Here is a 17423-nt window from a genome sequence, read left to right as displayed (position 1 = left end):
CGGAGGCGGCGGTATGACCCGGATCCGCAACCTCACGACAAACGAGATCTTGGAGGCCATCGGCACCGGCAGCATGACCTTCCGCATTCTCCAACGGATCGAGAAGAAGCTGACCAAGCACCAGGGCGAGCACCTTCTGCTCGCGCAGCTGCGTCGTCGCCTGCGCGTCATGGAGCGTGATGGCCTGATCCGCATCAGCCCGCGCTTGGGCGCCGATAACTGCCTTTTCTGGGAGCCTGTACCATGACCATGCCTGAGACCACCCAGAGCGATCTTGTCGAGCGGCGCTTCCTGCTGGTGAAGCGCGGCCTCTACTACGCGCCGGACAACCACGGATACACTGGCTTCAAGGATAAGGCCGGCCGGTATCTCGAATCAGATGCCTACGAGGGCGTGCGGGCTATCCACGTGGATCAGGCCGAAGAATTCGCGCCCGCGTGCTTCGTCGACCTCAAGGTCGATTGTCTCACCAAGCAGCGCGACGATGCACGCGGCGAAATCACCCGCCTCCGCGCCCACTGCGAGGCCATGGCGAAGGCGCTGGAGACGACGCACAGCCTTCTCGAATGCATCGAGCAGCGTTCGGCCGACAACATGTGGCGGGTCAACGCCGACGATCCAGAGACCGCCTGCGGAGATACATATCATGCGGTGGGCACAGTCCTCACCGCCTATCGGAAGGGGAACACGGCATGACCCATAACCCCGAGCAATCAGAGAGGCTTCTTGGGCTGGCGGCGCGTGTCGAGGCGACGGAGGGGCCGGATCGAGAGTTGGATGCGCTGATCGTAACCACGCTTTGCCCCGGCGCGACTGTCTCCGAGTACATCGCAGGCGAAGGTGACGATATCGTATTCCACGCCGAAACCTTGGGCATTCGTAACAAGGATTGCTGCCCTTGGTACACACATTCCCTCGACGCGGCGATGACGCTGATCCCGATCGACCTGTTCCCAACGATCGATTTCGTCACGAAGCGGGTCTGGATCCGCGATGCAAAGGGGTTCGACGTGGCATGGGGTGAGGCTCACGGCTTTGCGGCGACAGTGCCTTTGTCGATCTGCGTCGCCGCCCTCCGCGCCCGCACCGGCCAATCCACCCCACACACGGGAGAGGAATGATGAGCCGGAGGCGCAGGCTCCGGCTCATCCCAAGCTTATGCGGCTCGCATCAGCTGTTGCGGATCGTCGCCGTAAAGTTCTCGCATCCATCTGTGAATTTGCTCATTCACGATCCGATGTAGCACCTTCAGACGCTTCACGTCGGATGGATGCGCCTTTTCGGCTTCTGCTTTCACTATCGCCTGCTCCAAGCGCTTGCGCTCTTGGCGCAGAAGTGTGAACAGCCTTTCCTGCATGATCAGACCTCCCGGGCATCAAGGCTGCGCATGGCAGACATTATGTCGACGAGACGGATTGGTTCGGACGCGCCAGGCGGTCGCCTCAGATCGGGACGATCTTCGACTGCACGGGCGTCGGAAGCCCACGACGCCAAGATTGCGCGTTTGACTTCCGGCTCAAGCTGGGGGCGTTCCATGAACTCGAATGGATGATGAAATTTGGAGAGGGACATACGTTGCCTCCTTTCTTCCAACTCTCCTCACATTGGCGGTGATTCCGCCGCCCAAAATATTTGTATTCTGGATCTCGAGGTCAAGGTCCTTTGCGCAGTTCCTGCAATCTGCCCGTAGCAAGTTCTGCGCGGAGGTGCCCAGAATGATCGTCACCACTTACAAGAGCGATGGCGTAGCCGGTGGCGCCTCTCCTTGGCGCATGAACCAACGCTCCAGCGTCCGATCAACAATCAACGGCCCGGTCCATGTCCGGCAGAGCGCAAAGGCCTCGTCTGGCGATCCATCGGTCCACGCTGCCCAGTCCGTCGCCGCGAGGATCGTCGGCATGCGGTCGTGCACGTCGGCCATCTGATCGCAGCCATCGACCATGACCATGGAATAAGCGTTGCCCCATTCGTCGGTCGGCCGCCAGATGCCGGCGACGGCGAATAGCTCTTGATCGGGCAGGGAGTACCAGGTGCGCGTCATCTGCCCGGTAGCGCCCTCAGCCTCCGCCCAGGCGGTGACGGGAATCAGGCAGCGACGATCGCGGAAACTATCCCGCCACATCGGGTTGCCGCGCAGCTTGTCGTCACGCGCATTGTTCGTTGCGGTGGGCTTCAGCGGCTTACCGGTCTTCTTGCTCACGGCATGCCGGGGGAAGCCCCACGTCATGGCGCGCACTTCGCCCTCGGCGACCACCAGCCCGGTGTATTTCGGATAGACCTCGGCGGCGAAGTTCGGCGCTCCGGCGCTCTTAGCGCGGAACAGGCGAGCTACCGCATCAGCGGGCTTCGTCAGCCGGTAAAGATTGCACACGCCCGGATGCTGCGCTTGGTGGGCGCCAACGTCAACCGTCGACTGGAGGGGGAGTTACCGCTAGGTGACGCAGTGTTCTCACCATGAACGCGGAGCAGTGTTCGCATTGTCCCATATTCGTCCGCGCGCAGAAGTTTGCTTTTCATAAATATTTTTAGCGGTATGAAGCCATCATGGCAGTAAATGTACGCAAGGGCGCTAAGCGCATTTTAATTCTCGTGCTTGTCGGGTGGTGGTTGCGTTGCGCTTACCACTTCGCCGATGGCTGCTGGCTACGAACCGGAGCCCCAATGACGTTCGACCAGTGTGCGACTTCTGACTGGTTGGACTTATTGTTTGGTGGGATTGCCATTCCAATAGGCTTGCTGATCGTGTTTGTCATTGCGAACATTATCGTGAATTGGCTGATCGAGGGCTTCACTTCGCCTGGAAAGTAACTTGAGAAGCAGGCCGTCCGCTCAGGTTCGTGAAGGACGGTATTCTCTGACGTTTATGCTCCGGCGTTGACAGAATTTTCGACGGAAGGCGAATTCGTCGTCCTTCCATTGGGGGGTGCTGCGTCTAACCATGATGCGAACATATAGAGAACATGCTATAGCGAGTCATTCGATTCGTGAGAGGGCCACCCCATGGCAAACGACCAATTGACACTCCCCCTGACCGATGAGGACCTGCTCAGGCTGGCCCGGCACCGGTATGCCCAGGCTGACAGGGAAGGGGCGACGATCGACGATTACGTGCAGCTCGTGGACATCTTCCCCGCCGTGCTCCAGCGGTTGCGGGAGAAGGCTGAGATCACTCGCGATCTGGTGACGATCAAACGCCTCGATCTGAACGGCCCCGAACCCTGGCAGCATCTGTTGTCAGAAGCCGCCGAGTGAGGCGGGCGCCGTCATGACGGATATCCAGAAGAGCACGCCCGAAGATCTCCGCCGAGAAATCACCCGCCTGCTGGGCAGCAAGGGGCATTTTGCCGGCGCCGATTACCGCGCGTTCACGCCGGCCCCGCCCGACACCCGCCTGCGCGAAAGCGGCAGGACGCTGCCACCGGCCGAGCGCGGCGCCTTCGGCCGATGGCTCCTTCGCCAGACCGAGGCCACAGGCCTGCTGGCGAACCTCGTGAAGGCCGCCCGGGCTGATCGCCAGTTCCCTCTCGACGGCGATCCCGAAGCGGTTCGAAAGCGGCTCAGGGACTGCGGCGCCGATGGGGATATGTTCGAGGCCGTCGAGGAAACTGAACTCGACTGGCTGAGCTACTGAGCAGCGAGCCCAGGCGTTACCGGCCATGCGCTACAACAAGGACGGATACCATGAGCCGTCATCGATCAAGGAAGCCGCCTTGTTCTGCTACGCGGTGGTTCCCGTGTGCAAATGCGGGCACCGCTGTTCCTTCGATCCGTGGGGCCTCTGGTATCATTTCGAGCGTTACCGATGGGACGGCCAATTCTCGGCCGCCAAGGCTCGCTTCTGGTGCAGGGTATGTGCATCCAGGGAAAAGTCGAGCGCCGCAAAGAAGCGAGTTCGGCCGATCCGCTTCGATCTAGAACGGCCGCAGAAACCCGATGTCTGCCTGCCCACGCCACCCGATCATGAATGGCGGCGGGTAGTCAGTCGCACACGCTGCTAATGGAGCAGTAAGGCCGCCCTGCATGCTGCAGGACGGCCTTTGGTACCAAGGGACCTATCGGGGGAGGACAGGCCCTTGGGGGAATCGCCGCATCTGTGTGCGTTCAAAGTGATAATCTGCTGGCGATAACAGGTCCCGTTCATTTGGAATACATGGGTTAACGCGTTTTAATGGGGCTTCTCCTTATGAGAAGCCCGGGGGGCGTATTATGACGTTAGTGCCGCAGCCGCTTCGCTGCCTGTTCAACAGGCACGCCGTTGCCAAAGATCAAGTTCAATGGGATGGCACCCACTATCACAGCCATTGCTTGCAATGCAGGCGAGCGGTCCGACGTGAAAAGCGGGGCATTTGGAAAAGAGATTGGCTGAGGCCGAAAAGCTAGGCTGCCCGTTCCGCCCTCGCGAGCATCGCTGTTGCACGACCAAGGCTCCGTTTAATTGCGGAGGCGACAACTGGCTCCCAAAATTTTGCAATCGCCCAAGCCAAAGCAATTGCTGTCGCTGACCCTATCAGGAAGGCATACAGAACACTGAACCCCAGAATTATCAATCCGTAAGTTACAGCGCCCGCGACGGTCGTATGGCAAAGGTAAAGAGGATATGTCAGTCTCCCAAGGTTTGTCATCCAGCCAGAACGAATGGCCGCAGCATTGGCAAGGGAGTAAATCATAACGAAGAAAGAGGCGATCCAAATGGCAATTGGAGCGACGCTATCGTAATTTATACTCTTGTAAACTTCAGTTTTGAGAATCAATTCCGCTATACATAGGCATAGGGCGAATGGCCCTGCCATCCATGTCAATCTCGTCGCACGCTTCTCGGACCAAAGCCACATCAAAATTCCGAGAGCAAAAAAGGCAGCAAAACGTAGCAATGAGATGCGCTCTATTGAAGAACTAAATTCCACCCCTGAAAGCGTCAGAAATACCCAAACGCCCGACCATGCCGTCAAAAGTACTGCTACAACCTCTATGCTAACACGCTTTTGCAAGGTCCACATAGTTATTACTACATAGAATATAGTTTCCACCCCCAATGTCCAGAACACTGGATCTATCCAGGGCCCTTTAGGCAGAAGAACCATCGATTTCAGGAAACCGGCCTGCCACCCCGATTCAAGCGCTCCAGTCAAGACTAGCAGAAACAACGCCAAGGGCGCGCAAACCCAAACCGAAGGGTACAGGCGCGAGGCGCGACCAATTACAAACTGTGTTGCAGTGCGGTCGAAGGCCGAATTAGCAATCACGATGCCGGAGATAACAAAAAATATTTCAACTCCAACCCAGCCAGGCTGACCGAAATTGGAAAAAAATGGCACCGGCTCAGGCAAATGGGTTATAAGGCCAGGGAAGCTGCCGGGGTGATGCCAAGCTTTGGAAGCGACGTGATGAACCAGCACCAAGGTCGCCGCGACAAATCGCAGAAGGTCTATCAGATTGTAGTATTTTTTCATGCGATCTCGCTAGCAATCCCACAACGTCATCGCGGGGATATGCATAGATACCTACCAAAGACGCAACCCCTTGCGTCCGCCCTCCGACATATTGCGCGCAACGAAGTAGCGGCCGTCTACCACGCTTAGGGCGTTGTGGGATCTGCCATTCTAGCGTAATGATCAGGAATGCCCCTCCTGCTTTTAATCCGCAAAATCTGGTCGGACCTTGTCCGAAGAAACCAGACCGTTTGCCAAAACGGGAATGCGCGATGCTCTTGGCAAAACGAGTGTACCGACTGTTTCCTCGATAGGCAGTACTAGCGACGACGCTCTTAGGAAATCAGCGCCAAGTTATTGCATCATACTCGGAAGTAGCATCAATTTCAGTCGCGAAATCTTCAAGCGCGGCTTTATGGTGACTATGGCTTTCCACGAAGCAGCCCGTCGTTATCGGCAGATCTGGCTCGGCGATTTACGCATAACCGATCATAAACTTGGTTGTGACCGACGATCTCGGCAAAGGTTTCTTCCGTATCGAACCTGTTCCCGGTATCATCCTGTCCGGCCGCCGGCGCAGGCTCAGCGGTCAGTCGCTTGCTCACGAGGCAGAAATCGCTCGCAGTTCGCGGGGGTTCGAGCTGTCCGCAGGCACTGGTCATAGACAGCAGCGCTGCGGCCATCGCCGCGGTTGAAGGCATCCTGGATTTCCACACGCGCCGCATTTCCTTGCTCCGCCCGATTGATGATTTCGCGCAGGTCACCCTCGCGCTGGGCGGAAGCACCCGCCGCCTGTTGCTTTTCGTCATGAGATCGCGCCCAGAGCCACAGTAGCGCGAGACAGGCTGCCCCAAGCGCGAACACTAAGAGGACGCGATGAACGCGCCCAGTGAGGCCCAGGCGGGTCAGGAGCGCAATCATACCGCTTGCTCTGCCGTCGTGGCACCGGATGCCTTGTCGATCGAGCGCGCCGTGGCAACGTTGCGATCCTTTACCGCCACCGCCACCGCCGTACCGCCGGCGACGATCGCCAGCCCGGCCGGGAACAGCGTGCAGTATCCGGCAAGGTCGAATTCGCGCTGGTGGGCCAGCATGTCCCAGGCGATGAACACATGGGCGCCGGCAATGTAGGCCATGCCCCCGATGAAGCCGACCACGCGGTTCAGCTCGATCTGGCCGCCGGCACCGCGAAGGGCATTGGTCCAGCTCACGCCGCACCCCCGGCATAAAGCGCCGCCTCATCCGCGCGGCGACGCTTCAGCCCCTCCATCACCGCACCGTCGTTGTAGATCCACTTGCCGAACTCGACCGCCGCCCCGGCATAGTCGCCGGCAATGTGGCGCTTCGTCAGCGTGGCCTTGCCGATCGCGCCGGTATTGTAGTGGAACGAAACCAGCGCATCGAACTGCGCCTGCGTGGTGGGAGAACTGCCGATCGCCGCGCGCACTTCCTTTTCGTATCGCACCAGGTCGTTCACGAACCGCGCATCGCACTGCGCCTGAGACCAGACCGTGCCCGGGCCGATATCGCTGCCGGTGGAACCCCACCCGATCGTCCAGGGCTCGCCATCCTTGCTTCCGGGATCGGGATAGGCCTCGAACTGGCCATCGCCGCGCTTGCGCGCGCAGCCCTCCCACTTGTGCATCAGGGCGATGCCGGCCGCGCTGGTGCGAAGCCCGGTCGCAACCGGCCGCGCCACGCCGAACGCATCCAGCAGGTTGTCCAGCGCCAGCACATTGCTGGCATCATTGAAAAGTCCTTTCGGCGCCGCACCGCGCACGGCATCGAAGATCGGCTTACGAACGTCCATCTCAGTTCCCCTGTTGCCGCGCCGCGACCCGCTCGGCCGAGACGATCAGTTGTGCATGTTCGCGCGCTTCGCCGAGGCCCTGCCGCTGGGCGAGCAACTGGATCACTTTCGCTTCGGCGCTCGCGTGCGCCTGCCGGCATTCCGCCACTTCGGTTTCCAGCGTGGTCACGCGGTCGAACAGGCGGGCGACCTCGGCCTTCAGGTTCTCGATCACGAAGCGCGTGTCCTGGTCCAGCGCAGCCTCCCGCGCGTCCGTCCGCCCGGCGATGAATTCCAGCAGCCATTTCACGGCAAAGAACCCGCCGCCGGCACCGAACCCACCGGCGGCCCAACCGCCAAATGCTTCGAGGATATTCGCCATGATCCGCGTCAATCCTATCTCAGCGTGCGAGCTGCTTCTGCATCAATGCTACGGCTTCGGCGCGGAGCGCATCGTTCGTTCCATCGAGCGAGGCAGTGAGCATCAAGGCTTCAGCGACGGTCCCTTTCCACCTTGAAGCAACGGCAGCAGCGGCGACATTGCCGACAGAGAAGTGACCAGTGATCGCCACAGAGCCGGCTGTCAGCGCACCGCTTTGTGTTCCCGTCAGCTTCGTCGCTGCGCCAGTCTTCCCGGCCAGATAGAGATTGAGCGTAAGCGCGTCAGTCCCACTGGCGTTCAGGTTCATCGTCCCGATGACGATCGACTCATCAGACGTTGGCCATGGGGTGGTCGTCGATAGAGTGATCGACGCATCCGCATTGGCGCGTTTGCCAACCAGGGTAATCATCCCTGTATCCGAGCGCTGAAGCGCAAGAACACTATACCCCGTAGATGTATTGCTCAGCTGTTGAAGAGGCACTTCCAGAGCGCCAACTGCACCCTGAGACTGCCCGGAAACGGCAATAGTCAAGCCGGCACCACTTACTGTCTGAGCCCGCCGGACGCTCGCCTGGTCAAGGCTTGCGTCCCCGCCATTCCAGAAATCGAACACCTTGCGACCGCTGCCAAGCGATCGCTGAAGCGGCTTTTCCGTGACGTATGAGAGCGCCCCTCCCCCATCTACACCATATGCCGTCGAGATCAGGTTGGATCCATCCGCGTTGACGAAAGCAGGACGCACCCAGGTCAGCAATGCCGCCTTCAACGCAGCCGAGGCAGCTCCATAGTCATCCAGCATTTCCAGTGTGGCGTCGCGATCGAAGTTAACGCCTGCAGCAATAGCCGCTCGCAGTGTCGCAACACCAGGCGCTGAATAGGAACCAACATTGAGAAAGTGAACCTTGGGGTTGCCGTTAGCGTCAACGTCAGGGAGCAAGTTCGGATAAGGATAAACGATCATCAGGAGTACTCCAAAACCCAAGCGTCATTGAATTCGATAAAGAGCAACACGAAGTATTGCCCCACGGTCCCATCTTTGCGGACGACCTGCGCTTCGATCAGAAGCCCAGTCTTCCCGGGACCTGTGCTCCACATGACCCCGTAGTCGGTACGGTGAGTGAGTGAGACCGGTGCAGCCAACGGAACGCCTTCGAAATCGGTGGTCACGTCTTCGGTCAGCGTCGGATAGATCAGCCGCGAAGCGGCATATGACTTGAAGCCATCCAGCGAAAAACGGATCGTCGCGTTCTGTCGATCATTCGGATCGGCAACGTTGTAGTAGAGCCCTCGGCCCGCCTTTCCATCGCCCGGCAACGACAAGCGCAACAGGCTTTCGAACACCGCTGGAGTGGGATAGGTCGTATCTCGGTAACCGCCAATCCAGCTACGCCCTTGATCGAAAGACGTGGCAATTACCCGGCCGCCCCCCGTCGTGGTTCGGCAGTTGATCCGCAGGCTCCCATCGTCATTTTCGGCCACGGTGGCCTCATTGAGGTTCACGACACCCGATGGGTAAGGGACAGCGCCACCTGCGCTCCAGGAGCGGGACATTCGGTCGTACCGAAGCGCGATACTGTATGACAGGCCATCCGCGCCGCGCACCCAACCGGGCGCAATCAGGAAGCCGTCCGACATGCAAATGCCTGTTCCAGGGCCGGAGTAGAAAAGGTTCCAGGCAGCCTTGCGACCCTGCAAGACCTCATCGCAATCTGATGCCTTGAACGGCAAGGTCAGCACTGCGTTGTTGGAAGGTTTCCGCCAGGCGCCATCGCGATAGACGACATGCATCATCCGGCCAGCCTTGGCCGGGTCGCCAGCCTCTTCTGCCTCGGTGACCCCGCCAGTCACCGCCCCCCACAGCAAGTGAAGGTCCCCTGTGATCTGGTCGTAGATCGGGCAAGGATTATGATAGTCCATACCGGCCTCGTCGGCGAGCAAGGTGGTCGCCCCCCACACGCCGCCAGTCCGCTTGGCCCACGCAAGACTGATGTATCCCGTGTCACTGGCGCTGTTGCGCCGCGCTTCTGCGAATGCATGATCGTCGCCGCGCACGTTCACGCCTGCGGGAATTCGGAAGTACCGAGACACGCCTGCCCTGGCGGCTCCGATCTCCAGCGTACTGACGAACAATGGGGTTACAGCAAAAGAGGGGGCTATCCGGGATAGCCGCTCCTTTTCGGCTGCAAGCGCAACCGCGCCTTTCCCATCACTGCTCCCGCCAAAGGTAGAGGAAACATATCCACGCGCGTCTAATACAGCGCCGGAAGGCACTCCGGTTCCCGTTATGTACGGGTAGGTCCTTGGAGTTCGCATCTCCAGATCTCGAATGGATTCACTGTAATTCAGCCCTAAGCCGTCTATCACCGCGCCACCGTTGTTCTGAGCGACGAGGTATCCGCGAGGATCCAAGGTCACCTGGGTCGAGGGAGAAAAATTGCTGTACCACTTGGGCAGCAGGCCAAGCGTTGGCCTCCCCAGCTCATCGAGCGTCGCCTCGACTTCAGTGGCTGCTTCCGTCGCTGAAGCGGCAGATATCGCTGCGCTGGCCGCGTATCCCTCAGCCTCATCGACAAGGGGCTGAACCACACTGGCGACGCCGGCGTAAAAGCTCGCAGCCAAGCGAGCCGAGCCTCCAGCGTACTCGTAAACGCCGTTCGCCGGATCGGTGGCGGATCCATTGTTGTTGTTGACGTAGACCAGCTTCGCCTGGTTCGCTGGCACGGCAAAGAAGGCATCGCGCGCGGCGATGTTTGAAACAGTCGTAAGCCCGGCCTGTGCGGCATTGATCGCGCGTTCGATCAGGTAACCGATCGGGCGGATTTCCGCTTTGTTCGGATCGTTTTCGCCAGTGGCAGGGATACCGTCCGTCGCAAAGTCGCGCCATGCCGAGTTCCAGCGTTCGGTGATATCGCCCATCAGGCATAGCTCCCGGTCATATCTTCGACGAAGCGGATTGGCTGTCCTTCGGCGAAACCCATGGTCCGTGGGGCTCGCATGTCGCCCTCGATACGCATGACGCAGCGTGGGGACGCGAAATCCAGGGTGGCACCGGCGGCAGCGGCCTCGCGTAGAGGAGGGCGGATGGAAATCGTTGCCGTTGTCTGGGTCTGCTCTAGGATTTCGGCGACCTTGTAACAGCGGTGGCGCCATGCATCGTGATCGATGCTGAACCAGCCCAGTGGATTGCCATTCAGGGCGGCGATATCGATTTGGATCAGCGTCGCCCGCAGAGCTGCGTCTGCCGCTAGTGTCACCGCAGTGCCGGGTGTCTGGTAAAGCGTCTCATCGGAGAATGGTGTGCCGTCGCTGTGCGGAGTGCCTGCATAGTTGAAAGCAGGCTGATGAACTGCGTCGCACAGCGGCACGATCATCGCCCGAAGGCCGCCGTCCATGTACGCGTCGATCGCGTCCCAAGCTCTGGCGATCTCGGGATCGTCCAGATCGAAATCTTCGAACTCCGCGGCGACCCGGCCGCCGCCGTCCGTACCAATCAGCGTTTCATCGCCGCTAAGCGCGGTCCCGCCGCTGATTGTCCGACGCTCAATGTAAGCCTCGGTGCCATTGGGCGCGAACAAACAGGTGGGGAAGACCTTCATGCGCGTCAGCATGGGGCGCCAAGCACGCGCGCATTACCGTCGTCAGGTCACAGTCACCTCGATCGGGCCGGTGCGTGCCGACGCCGTGTCGCTGGTATTGAACGCGATCGACCAGACGTAATATGTGCCAGTGGTGAGCAACTCGTCGAACGCCTCGCTCACACCCGGGCCACCGGTAAAGTCGGAGCCAACCTGCGATGCGCTGCCAAAGCTGGTTGTCGTGCCGATCCAGAGTTCAGAGTGGCCGAAGTTCGATGAAGTGCTGTTCGACCAACCGCCAGCCGCGTGGCCGATGTCTCCAGCGGCGGTGAAGGCTGTGTTGGGCTCCGGCGCTAGATTCGCCGTGCTGGTGCTGATAGTCGACGATGCCGACCATGGCGATACGCGCCCGTCACCGACGGAGTAGGCTACCGCGACGTCTACTGCGATCTCTACCGGCACAACGCTGGTGACCAGCAGGGCAGCAGGGCCTGCGTCGATATCGGTGTATTCCTGCTCATTCCACGAGGCATCGGTAGTGGAGCGCCATCTGGCATACCAGGTTATGTCGTCGCGCTCGTAGCCTTCAACGATGATCCGCACGCGGGCGCCGGTACCCGATGCGTCGAGTTCTGCGGTAGCCGAAGTGATGGTGGGCGTTCCGAGGGCCTGAGGGGCCACACGGTTGCCCACGGGCGCGGGCTCGCCTTCTTCAGTGGCAGGGTTCCATGCGTCCACATTCGGATCGGCCTTGATCCAGTCGAAGGTTACGCCGCCGGTTTGAAGGTTTCGGCGCAGGCGGACAATTTCCGCCGTGCCCGAGAAGAAGACCGCGCCAGCCTCCTCGATGTGCAGCGGAATGAAGCGCTTTCCTCTGATCTTTCGGCCGCGCGCGTTTGTAGTGACCGATCCGCGATTGGCGGCCATGGTCTTCGCTGTCAGTCGCTTTGCGAGCCGGCGCGCCTGAGCGTGGCTGGGGACGGAGTTCTCCAGCGTCGTGCTCTTGGTTTCTCCGGACACGCTGATTGCGTCGAGGTCCTGCCAGGCGGAAGCGTCGACGGTTGTGTAGTCATGGTTGGCTGATAGGTAAGAGATCGCGACCTCGTTGAACTGGTCTTCATCGACGACGCCGTAATCCCATGAGTAGGATACGATCTCATCGGAGCCGATCAGGTCGTCAGGGTCGGGATCGACGTATCGGCCGGACCAAGCAACAAGCGCGCCGTCCGCGCGAGGTGCAACAAATCCATCCCAGCAGGCAAGCAGGTTGCCGATCGTCACCTTGTGGGCATCGGTGTGCTTGTGGGCGAGGGCGACCCGATAGCGGGGCTCAGTGCCGCCGCCCTCCCACTGCATGTATGTGCCCTCCGGATAGTCGTCGACGAACCCATTGACGAAGGTCACGGCATTGCCAGAAATAGACTGGACGGTGTTCGTTTCCGAGGAGGAAATGGTGACCGCCTTGCCGACGGTCAGCCCGCGGACGTTCTCAAGAGTTACCGTGTGATCGCCATCGTCGGCATCGGCCATCGTGATCGAGGAGCCATAGAACAGCGGCATGGCGACGTCGCAATCATTGGCCGCAGCGGTCCAAGATTCGAGCGTCGGCAGGAAGTGGGTCGCCCAATCTTTATAGGCCCGATTCATGTAGTAGTGGGCGGTACAAAGGGCTGCGTTGTCGCTGAACTTCCATGTGCCGGGATCGTCTGCGTCTTGCGCCGGATCGCGCCAATCGAAAACCCGCTGGGCCTCGACTACAAGCGAAAGCACGTTGGAATCCGGCCCACCAGACGGGTAGACGTCATTGAAGTTCTTCGACTTCACGGGCTTGGAGATCATGCAGCCGGTGACCACGCCGTCGCCGCGGTGGTTCGCCGACCATACGCCGGGGATGCGAGAGATCAGCTCGGAAAAAGCCGTCTCAGTAGCCAAGCCGAGACGGGTCCCGATCCTGATGGTGTCGCCGTCGCCGAACTCGCCGTTCTTCTTCTGGACGAAACCGCTGCCATCGATCGTGACGCGCACATCGCGGAGGTAGCGCCGCAGGATTGCGTTGACTCTCCCGTCATGGAATGCCCAGGCGTCGCAGGCAAAGCCGTCCTCATTGGTATCATAGAGGATGTACGCGCCATAGAGCCGCACGGTGCCGTAGGCAGACACGCGCGCGGGTAGCGCAGTTTTGATGGCCCTCTCTTGCTGCTCCGGCTTCGGGCCCTTGGGTTTAAAAAGGGTGGCAAGGGCCAGGGCTGCGGCAGCAGCGATGGGCTGTCCGCCTGGAATGAAGTTGGCGACCACGGCAACGACCTGCAGCACCATGCGGCCGAGATCGCGGTCAATAATGCTGAGCGGTGAGACAATCGCGCGGGCTACGGCACCCATCAGACCCTCCATACCTTGAGGGGTTCACCGAGCCCGAAGGCGGTCCCGGAGCGGTGGACAGAGGCCCAGCGCTTGCCCGTCCAGATGCCGCACGTCTGGTCCTCGCCGTCGTCGGTGGGAATGGACAGAATCGCGACATCGCCGAGTGCTGCCGTTTCGACCTCCGGTAGCCCGATCGCTTGCAGCCCGGCCGTCCAGAGTGCCAGAAGACCGCCGCCGCGGCCAATGACCACCTTAGCTTCTCGCTCGCTGGCGTAGTCGATGCCCGTCACGTCCATGGGGGAGGGGTGGCCGGACATGCGCAGGTAGCGATCAAGCCACCGGCTGCAGTCGTGGTTGCAGTAATCCCAGGCGGGCTGCGCGGAGCGGAGGAAGTCACCCAGCATTATCGCGGCCCAAAGGTGCGGGACGTGCCCTGGTTGATCCCGGAGACATTGCTGAAGATCGCATCGTCGGCTGACCGGCGTCGCTGATCCTGATCGGTGAAGTAGGCCATCGGCGCGCGGTTGCGATTCGTGTCCTCGGTCCCGATCGAAAGCGTGATCGTGCGGGTACGGCCGTCGTCGCTGTCTTGGCTTGAAACCGTGATCTTGTCGGCGCGGAAGACGGCCTCGTATTCGACCTCCACCAGTTGCCAGTCTGTATCGAAGCGCATCGTGATGAAGTGGACGCGGGCGTTCGTGACGCTGGCGGCTTCTTCGAGGGCCATCTGGATCATCGGCGTGGAAGCGCCGGAAAGCTGGATCTCGATGCGCTCGGCGGTGTAGTTGATACCTTGGTCGAAATCAGGCGCGTTCAGGAGTTCGCCAGCGCCGATGTAGCGAGCTGGCTCGGCTTCAACGATGTCCGCCGGGATATCCAAGTCGCCATGACCGCTCCACATGCGGAATGGGTCATCCGTTCCAATGCGCAGGGCGAAGCTCTCGCGAAGCTGCATCTCAGCCCTTCAACTGGTTGTATTTGTTGATGGTGCCGGGCGCGGACTGCTGACCAGCGGCGTAGGATGCGCCAGCGGCGTTCCTGGACTGTCGGCTCGCGATCGGCGTAGCGATTTTCGCCGCACGTCCATCCACACGTGCATCGAAATAGTCGTTGGCTTCTACCTTCACGACCACTGGCTGCTGCACGGAACGGCCTGCCACGCCCGCCGCAGTGACGCCGGCCATGGAAGCCGCCGCGCGAGTGTTGAGCATGTTGTTCGGTACGATCTTGCCGGATGAGGGCGCGGTGAACAGCTCAGGGCCACGCTCACCGACCAGATACGTTCTGCCACTGGATACAGGGCCGCCATTCGCGCGGGCGCCGGATATGCCGAGGAAGCTGCCAATACTGCTCAGAAAGTTGGAGTCGCCCCCGGGGCCGCCAGTACCGTCGGGCAACAGGTTCATGATGGCCTGCTTCGCCGCCAGCTTTACGAGATCGCTAATGATGCCGTTTATGACGTCACCAGCGATGCCGCCCAGCTTCAAGTACTGAGCTGATGCCTTGCCCAATCCGTCGGTAAGGCGGTCGATTGCATCCACCTCAATGTTCTCGATTGCGTCGCCCATGTTCGCGGCAGTCTCGCGGACTTGGCGGCGGCGCTGTTCGAGGGGGGATTCGTGATCCTGCTGCGTAGTAGTCCGGCGCGCTGCCTGAGTGCGCGCGAGGTCGGCGCGAGCCTTCTCGGCATCAGCGATCTCGCCCACTGCGATCTGCGCTTCGAGGTGCAGCTTCTCCTGAGCTTCCAAGCTGTCGAGAATGCGGAGGTTGGCAGCGAGGCTGGCCTGCCGGGTGGCGGCCAAGCTGGCGTCGGCGCGCAATGCCTCTTGCGCGTACTGGGCGCTGTTATCGGCGGCCCGACGCTGGCTCTCCTGCGCCTCCCGCAACGCCTCGGCGCCTACGGCCTTGCGGCGCTCCTCGGCAATGCGATCGTTTTGGAGGAGGAGCTGCTCCTTTTGGGCGTTGGTCGTATCCGTGTCGGCCTTGATCTGCCGTCTGTTCCGCGCGCGCTCGTACTCAATCTGGTCGTGCTCGAGTCCCCTGCGAGCATCTGCGGTGCCGATGGCGTCGGCCTGAGCCTGAAGGATCGCCATCTGTCCAGCAGCGAGATCATCGTCGAACCGGCGTGCAACGTCCGCCGGATCGGGGCCGGTCTTTCCGGAGGCCTTCTTGCCGCCTTTTTTGGTGTCGGTTGCTGGTGGGGCAGCGGCGGGAGCGGGCTTGAATGACGCTAGTGGCTTCTCAACTTCCTCGTTGTACTGCTTCCGGAAATCCACGACATTCTGGACAGCATCGTCATACAACTTCTTTTCGGCGCCAGCGGCTTTCCGAGCACTCGCGAGCGCGCCCGCAGGATCGTTCAGAACGCCCTTGCTAAGACCTCGCTCTGCAATGGGCCGGTTGGCGGGATTGTCGAGTTCACGTTGGACGCGAGCGTTGTAACTGTCGCGCGCCTGGATCGCAGCTGTGCGCGCTTTCGAAAGAGTTGCCCTTGCCTGTTCGACCGACGCAGCTTTCGCCTGAGCTGCGACGCGGCCCCAGGCTTCCGCCAGCTTATCAGCCTCCCCTGTTAGATTTGCTGTGGCCGTAAGCGCGGCCCGCTGTTCGCTTGTCAGCTTGTTGGTCTCGGCGGCGGCTGTCACCTGCGCGGCACGAACACTTTCCAGCGAGGCTGTTTGCGCATCGATGGTAGCTTTCAGGGATCCGGCGGCAGCATCGGCCTTCGCCGTCTCATTGTACAGATAGCCTATGCCGACAGTGAGGGCGGTGACAGCAAGCCCGACAGGTCCGCCGAATGCAGCCAACAGCGATCGTCCAGCCGTGCTGCCAGCGAACGCAAGGGCCTCCATTGTAGTTGCGGCACCGGCGGCTCGGGCTTGCAGCGCAAAGATCGCAGTCGATGCAACGCCTGTGGCAGCCGCACCGCCCACCATGCCCGCAACAAAACGTCCAAGCATGACCGCACTGAGAACGGCAAGCGCCTCGGTGACTGTATCGAGGTTATCGGCGAGAAGGTTTATGGCGCCGGTGATCGTGGCTGTTGCCCCGTTCGCACTGTCCGTCTCGCCTATAAACTTCGTGATCGCATTCGTCAGGTTGGTGAAGGCGCCACTGATGGTGAGGGTGGTGCTGGCGGCCTGCTTCTCCAGATCCGACATTGCCCGGATGATCGCGCGGAATAGCTCGACGTTGGAGACGCCTGGTCCCTTGGTATCCTTGATCTTCTGCGTCAGGCCGGCGAGCGAGCCGCCGGTGCCGTCGATGTATTGCGACGCCTGCCGAAGCAGGGGTTGCATCGTGTCGAGCAGGCTGTTGAACTCTTCCGCCTGTACACGCGGGCTGCCTAACGCCTGGCCGAGCTGGAGCAGGGCACCCGAAGCTTCGTTCGTGCTGGTGCCGCTGATGCGCAGCGAGGCGGAGACCGCCCGTGTCAGGTCGACGAGATCACTGGTACTGGCGCCGAGTTCCTTTTGGTTCTGCGCGGCGCGGCTGTAGAGCGTGCCGACAGCTTCCAGTTCGACGCCATTTTTCTGGGCGACTTGGAAGAGGCGCTCTTGCGTGCCGGCAAGGTTCCCGCCCTCCAGACCAGCGACTTTCAATTGGTTGGTAAAGCGGGTGTAGCTGTCGGCCATGGCCGCAACCTCGCGGGCGGAAAACCCTGCGGCGAGCGAGGTTGCGATTGCCCGTGCACTGGTGCTGATTTTGGCGGAGGAAGCCGAAAACTGGCGCTCAAGCCTAACTACCGCTTGTCCTTGGCTATCGAGCTGGGTGTTGACCCGGCGTGTCGTGTTCTCGACATCGACACGGTACTTCGCAACGTCCGCGCGAAGCTGAAGGATGACAGGGTCGATTTCGGCCATTGCGGCAGGCTAGGGCCGTAAGCTATG

21 protein-coding genes are annotated in these 17423 nt (G+C 60.7%); 8 read left to right on the top strand and 13 right to left on the bottom strand.

Annotated elements, in window-relative coordinates:
• Nucleotides 1-13: 13 nt before the first annotated feature.
• From U9J33_RS12065 to U9J33_RS12055, 3 genes are read left to right on the top strand one after another with little or no spacing between them, the layout of a single operon-like run.
• Complete coding sequence (locus U9J33_RS12065) at nt 14-247, top strand: winged-helix domain-containing protein (RefSeq protein WP_324695570.1); 234 nt, start codon at nt 14-16, stop codon at nt 245-247.
• Complete coding sequence (locus U9J33_RS12060; RefSeq protein ID WP_324695568.1) at nt 244-696, top strand: hypothetical protein; 453 nt, start codon at nt 244-246, stop codon at nt 694-696. The genes U9J33_RS12065 and U9J33_RS12060 overlap by 4 nt, the downstream gene beginning before the upstream one ends.
• On the top strand, nt 693-1121 hold the full coding sequence (locus tag U9J33_RS12055) for a hypothetical protein (protein ID WP_324695566.1): 429 nt from the start codon (nt 693-695) through the stop codon (nt 1119-1121). Before U9J33_RS12060 ends, U9J33_RS12055 begins: the two co-directional genes overlap by 4 nt.
• A 35-nt stretch (nt 1122-1156) precedes the next feature.
• Here U9J33_RS12055 and U9J33_RS12050 read toward each other — a convergent pair whose 3' ends face one another.
• Together U9J33_RS12050 and U9J33_RS12045 are read right to left on the bottom strand one after the other, a co-directional pair.
• Nucleotides 1157-1357, bottom strand: coding sequence for a hypothetical protein (locus U9J33_RS12050; protein ID WP_324695564.1), 201 nt, complete (start codon nt 1355-1357; stop codon nt 1157-1159).
• 372 nt (nt 1358-1729) lie between these two features.
• Nucleotides 1730-2371, bottom strand: a complete 642-nt coding sequence (locus tag U9J33_RS12045) for an SOS response-associated peptidase (RefSeq protein ID WP_324695562.1) — start codon at nt 2369-2371, stop codon at nt 1730-1732.
• Nucleotides 2372-2544: 173 nt separating this feature from the next.
• Here U9J33_RS12045 and U9J33_RS12040 point away from each other — a divergent pair, with 173 nt between their 5' ends.
• From U9J33_RS12040 to U9J33_RS12025, 4 genes are all read left to right on the top strand, one after another.
• Nucleotides 2545-2808 (top strand): hypothetical protein, encoded by a 264-nt coding sequence (locus tag U9J33_RS12040; RefSeq protein ID WP_207906163.1) that lies wholly within the window; start codon nt 2545-2547, stop codon nt 2806-2808.
• A gap of 192 nt (nt 2809-3000) precedes the next feature.
• Nucleotides 3001-3252 (top strand): hypothetical protein, encoded by a 252-nt coding sequence (locus U9J33_RS12035; RefSeq protein WP_324695559.1) that lies wholly within the window; start codon nt 3001-3003, stop codon nt 3250-3252.
• 13 nt (nt 3253-3265) lie between these two features.
• Complete coding sequence (locus U9J33_RS12030) at nt 3266-3631, top strand: hypothetical protein (RefSeq protein ID WP_324695557.1); 366 nt, start codon at nt 3266-3268, stop codon at nt 3629-3631.
• A 25-nt stretch (nt 3632-3656) separates the two neighbouring features.
• Nucleotides 3657-3998 (top strand): hypothetical protein, encoded by a 342-nt coding sequence (locus tag U9J33_RS12025; protein ID WP_324695555.1) that lies wholly within the window; start codon nt 3657-3659, stop codon nt 3996-3998.
• 378 nt (nt 3999-4376) lie between these two features.
• On the opposite strand, the gene U9J33_RS12020 is transcribed toward U9J33_RS12025, so the two are convergent.
• Complete coding sequence (locus U9J33_RS12020; protein WP_324695553.1) at nt 4377-5450, bottom strand: acyltransferase; 1074 nt, start codon at nt 5448-5450, stop codon at nt 4377-4379.
• A gap of 482 nt (nt 5451-5932) precedes the next feature.
• Here U9J33_RS12020 and U9J33_RS12015 point away from each other — a divergent pair, with 482 nt between their 5' ends.
• Nucleotides 5933-6124, top strand: coding sequence for a hypothetical protein (locus U9J33_RS12015; RefSeq protein ID WP_324695551.1), 192 nt, complete (start codon nt 5933-5935; stop codon nt 6122-6124).
• A gap of 222 nt (nt 6125-6346) precedes the next feature.
• On the opposite strand, the gene U9J33_RS12010 is transcribed toward U9J33_RS12015, so the two are convergent.
• The 10 genes from U9J33_RS12010 to U9J33_RS11965 are packed head-to-tail and all read right to left on the bottom strand — an operon-like array spanning nt 6347 to nt 17396.
• Nucleotides 6347-6640: a hypothetical protein gene (locus U9J33_RS12010; RefSeq protein ID WP_324695549.1), complete on the bottom strand. Its 294-nt coding sequence runs from the start codon at nt 6638-6640 to the stop codon at nt 6347-6349.
• Nucleotides 6637-7239 carry a lysozyme gene (locus tag U9J33_RS12005; RefSeq protein ID WP_324695546.1) on the bottom strand — a complete coding sequence of 201 codons (603 nt, stop codon included), beginning with the start codon at nt 7237-7239 and terminating at the stop codon, nt 6637-6639. Before U9J33_RS12005 ends, U9J33_RS12010 begins: the two co-directional genes overlap by 4 nt.
• A gap of 1 nt (nt 7240) precedes the next feature.
• On the bottom strand, nt 7241-7600 hold the full coding sequence (locus U9J33_RS12000; RefSeq protein ID WP_324695544.1) for a hypothetical protein: 360 nt from the start codon (nt 7598-7600) through the stop codon (nt 7241-7243).
• A 19-nt stretch (nt 7601-7619) separates the two neighbouring features.
• On the bottom strand, nt 7620-8561 hold the full coding sequence (locus U9J33_RS11995; protein WP_324695542.1) for a hypothetical protein: 942 nt from the start codon (nt 8559-8561) through the stop codon (nt 7620-7622).
• A complete protein-coding gene (locus tag U9J33_RS11990) occupies nt 8561-10516 on the bottom strand; it encodes a sialidase family protein (RefSeq protein ID WP_324695540.1) in 1956 nt (651 codons plus the stop codon). The genes U9J33_RS11995 and U9J33_RS11990 overlap by 1 nt, the downstream gene beginning before the upstream one ends.
• Nucleotides 10516-11208, bottom strand: a complete 693-nt coding sequence (locus U9J33_RS11985) for a hypothetical protein (RefSeq protein WP_324695537.1) — start codon at nt 11206-11208, stop codon at nt 10516-10518. The genes U9J33_RS11990 and U9J33_RS11985 overlap by 1 nt, the downstream gene beginning before the upstream one ends.
• 30 nt (nt 11209-11238) lie before the next feature.
• Nucleotides 11239-13554 carry a hypothetical protein gene (locus U9J33_RS11980; RefSeq protein WP_324695536.1) on the bottom strand — a complete coding sequence of 772 codons (2316 nt, stop codon included), beginning with the start codon at nt 13552-13554 and terminating at the stop codon, nt 11239-11241.
• The gene (locus U9J33_RS11975) at nt 13554-13940 is read right to left on the bottom strand and encodes a DUF6950 family protein (RefSeq protein ID WP_324695534.1); all 387 of its coding nucleotides are present in this window, start codon (nt 13938-13940) and stop codon (nt 13554-13556) included. The genes U9J33_RS11980 and U9J33_RS11975 overlap by 1 nt, the downstream gene beginning before the upstream one ends.
• Complete coding sequence (locus U9J33_RS11970; protein WP_324695532.1) at nt 13940-14491, bottom strand: hypothetical protein; 552 nt, start codon at nt 14489-14491, stop codon at nt 13940-13942. The genes U9J33_RS11975 and U9J33_RS11970 overlap by 1 nt, the downstream gene beginning before the upstream one ends.
• A gap of 1 nt (nt 14492) precedes the next feature.
• The gene (locus U9J33_RS11965) at nt 14493-17396 is read right to left on the bottom strand and encodes a tape measure protein (protein ID WP_324695530.1); all 2904 of its coding nucleotides are present in this window, start codon (nt 17394-17396) and stop codon (nt 14493-14495) included.
• Between the last annotated feature and the right edge of the window lie 27 nt (nt 17397-17423).

The sequence above is a fragment of the Novosphingobium sp. RL4 genome (assembly GCF_035658495.1).
Taxonomy (GTDB): domain Bacteria; phylum Pseudomonadota; class Alphaproteobacteria; order Sphingomonadales; family Sphingomonadaceae; genus Novosphingobium.
The sequence above is the reverse complement of the archived record's forward strand: the minus strand, read 5'-3'. Positions and strand labels throughout refer to the sequence as shown.

Bases quoted from the DNA above. Each gene is read 5' to 3' on its own strand.
- U9J33_RS12065 (WP_324695570.1), top strand. From the start codon at position 14: ATGACCCGGATCCGCAACCTCACGACAAACGAGATCTTGGAGGCCATC.
- U9J33_RS12060 (WP_324695568.1), top strand. From the start codon at position 244: ATGACCATGCCTGAGACCACCCAGAGCGATCTTGTCGAGCGGCGCTTC.
- U9J33_RS12055 (WP_324695566.1), top strand. From the start codon at position 693: ATGACCCATAACCCCGAGCAATCAGAGAGGCTTCTTGGGCTGGCGGCG.
- U9J33_RS12050 (WP_324695564.1), bottom strand. From the start codon at position 1,357: ATGCAGGAAAGGCTGTTCACACTTCTGCGCCAAGAGCGCAAGCGCTTG.
- U9J33_RS12040 (WP_207906163.1), top strand. From the start codon at position 2,545: ATGGCAGTAAATGTACGCAAGGGCGCTAAGCGCATTTTAATTCTCGTG.
- U9J33_RS12035 (WP_324695559.1), top strand. From the start codon at position 3,001: ATGGCAAACGACCAATTGACACTCCCCCTGACCGATGAGGACCTGCTC.
- U9J33_RS12030 (WP_324695557.1), top strand. From the start codon at position 3,266: ATGACGGATATCCAGAAGAGCACGCCCGAAGATCTCCGCCGAGAAATC.
- U9J33_RS12025 (WP_324695555.1), top strand. From the start codon at position 3,657: ATGCGCTACAACAAGGACGGATACCATGAGCCGTCATCGATCAAGGAA.
- U9J33_RS12020 (WP_324695553.1), bottom strand. From the start codon at position 5,450: ATGAAAAAATACTACAATCTGATAGACCTTCTGCGATTTGTCGCGGCG.
- U9J33_RS12005 (WP_324695546.1), bottom strand. From the start codon at position 7,239: ATGGACGTTCGTAAGCCGATCTTCGATGCCGTGCGCGGTGCGGCGCCG.
- U9J33_RS12000 (WP_324695544.1), bottom strand. From the start codon at position 7,600: ATGGCGAATATCCTCGAAGCATTTGGCGGTTGGGCCGCCGGTGGGTTC.
- U9J33_RS11995 (WP_324695542.1), bottom strand. From the start codon at position 8,561: ATGATCGTTTATCCTTATCCGAACTTGCTCCCTGACGTTGACGCTAAC.
- U9J33_RS11990 (WP_324695540.1), bottom strand. From the start codon at position 10,516: ATGGGCGATATCACCGAACGCTGGAACTCGGCATGGCGCGACTTTGCG.
- U9J33_RS11985 (WP_324695537.1), bottom strand. From the start codon at position 11,208: ATGCTGACGCGCATGAAGGTCTTCCCCACCTGTTTGTTCGCGCCCAAT.
- U9J33_RS11980 (WP_324695536.1), bottom strand. From the start codon at position 13,554: ATGGGTGCCGTAGCCCGCGCGATTGTCTCACCGCTCAGCATTATTGAC.
- U9J33_RS11975 (WP_324695534.1), bottom strand. From the start codon at position 13,940: ATGCTGGGTGACTTCCTCCGCTCCGCGCAGCCCGCCTGGGATTACTGC.
- U9J33_RS11970 (WP_324695532.1), bottom strand. From the start codon at position 14,491: ATGCAGCTTCGCGAGAGCTTCGCCCTGCGCATTGGAACGGATGACCCA.
- U9J33_RS11965 (WP_324695530.1), bottom strand. From the start codon at position 17,396: ATGGCCGAAATCGACCCTGTCATCCTTCAGCTTCGCGCGGACGTTGCG.